Below are 1,109 nucleotides of genomic sequence, written 5' to 3'. Positions count from 1 at the left end.
GAACTGGTACTCGTAGCCCTCCTTCGTCCGCTGGAGGGGACACGCCATGACGCCCGCGTTGTTCAGGAGGATGTTCAGCGAGTCGTACTTCCCGAGAAAGCTCTCGGCGAAGGCGCGGACGCTGTCCTGCGAGTCGAGCGAGAGCTCCATGACGGAGACCTTGCCGTTCCCGGTCGAGGACCGGATGCCCTCGGCGACGCCCTCGGCCTTCGCCAGATCCCGGGCCGTGAGAACCACCTCGGCGCCGATGCTGGCGAGCGCCCGGGCCGCCTCGGCGCCGAGCCCTCCCGACGCCCCCGTCACGACCGCCCGCTTGCCCGTGAGATCGAGCCCGGCGACCACCTCGTCGGTCGTCGACTCCGCTCCGAAAACCCTCGAATTCTCGCTCATCCCAGTGACCTATCGCTCTGTCGGGGCGTCCCGCAACGACCCGGCCCGGGCTTCCGAAAGGGCCCGAAAAAAGGGCGTTGGGTTCTACCGTAGTGACTGCTAGGTTACGGCGCATGACCGCACCGTCTGCCGTTACGAACTCGAGCAACCAGCCCTTTCTCACCGGCCAGTTCACGCCCGTCTCGAAGGAGATCGACGTCGCCTCGTGCAAGGTGACCGGCGAGATCCCGCAGGAGCTGCGCGGCAAGTTCATCCAGAACGGGCCGAACCCGAAGTTCGAACCGCTCGGCCGCTACCACATGTTCGACGGCGACGGCATGCTGCACAGCATCGACTTCCAGGACGGCGCGATCTCCTACAAGAACCGCTGGATCCGGACGCCGATGTTCCAGGCCGAGGAGAAGGCCGGTCGCGCCCTCTACCCGGGCCTCGCCGAGATCATGAACTTCCCCGGCCCGGAGCTGGTCGGCGACGCCGGCCCGATCAAGAACCCGGCGAACACGAACATCGTGCGATACGCGGGGAAGCTCCTCGCGCTCTACGAGACCGGCATGCCGGTCGAGGTCACCGACGATCTCGACACGCTCGGCATCCGTGACTTCGACGGCAAGCTTCCTTGCGGGGTGACGGCACACCCCCGGATCGATCCCGCCACGGGCGAGATGTACTTCTTCGCGTACTCCCTGTTCGCGCCGTACCTTCGGTACTTCGTCGCCGAC

Annotated in this window: 2 protein-coding genes; one reads left to right on the top strand and one right to left on the bottom strand. The window is 66.4% G+C overall.

Annotated features, from left to right (window positions below):
• Positions 1-390, bottom strand: a 390-nt coding sequence (locus LYNGBM3L_RS13070) for an SDR family NAD(P)-dependent oxidoreductase (RefSeq protein ID WP_008183678.1), incomplete at its 3' end; no start/stop codon positions are given.
• A 113-nt stretch (positions 391-503) separates the two neighbouring features.
• Here LYNGBM3L_RS13070 and LYNGBM3L_RS13065 point away from each other — a divergent pair.
• Positions 504-1,109: carotenoid oxygenase family protein (locus tag LYNGBM3L_RS13065; RefSeq protein ID WP_131827473.1), on the top strand; the 606-nt coding region annotated here is incomplete at its 3' end.

This window comes from Moorena producens 3L, assembly GCF_000211815.1.
Classification (GTDB): Bacteria; Cyanobacteriota; Cyanobacteriia; order Cyanobacteriales; family Coleofasciculaceae; genus Moorena; species Moorena producens.
Note: the sequence above shows the minus strand (reverse complement) of the source record. Positions and strands in the feature narration are given on the sequence as shown.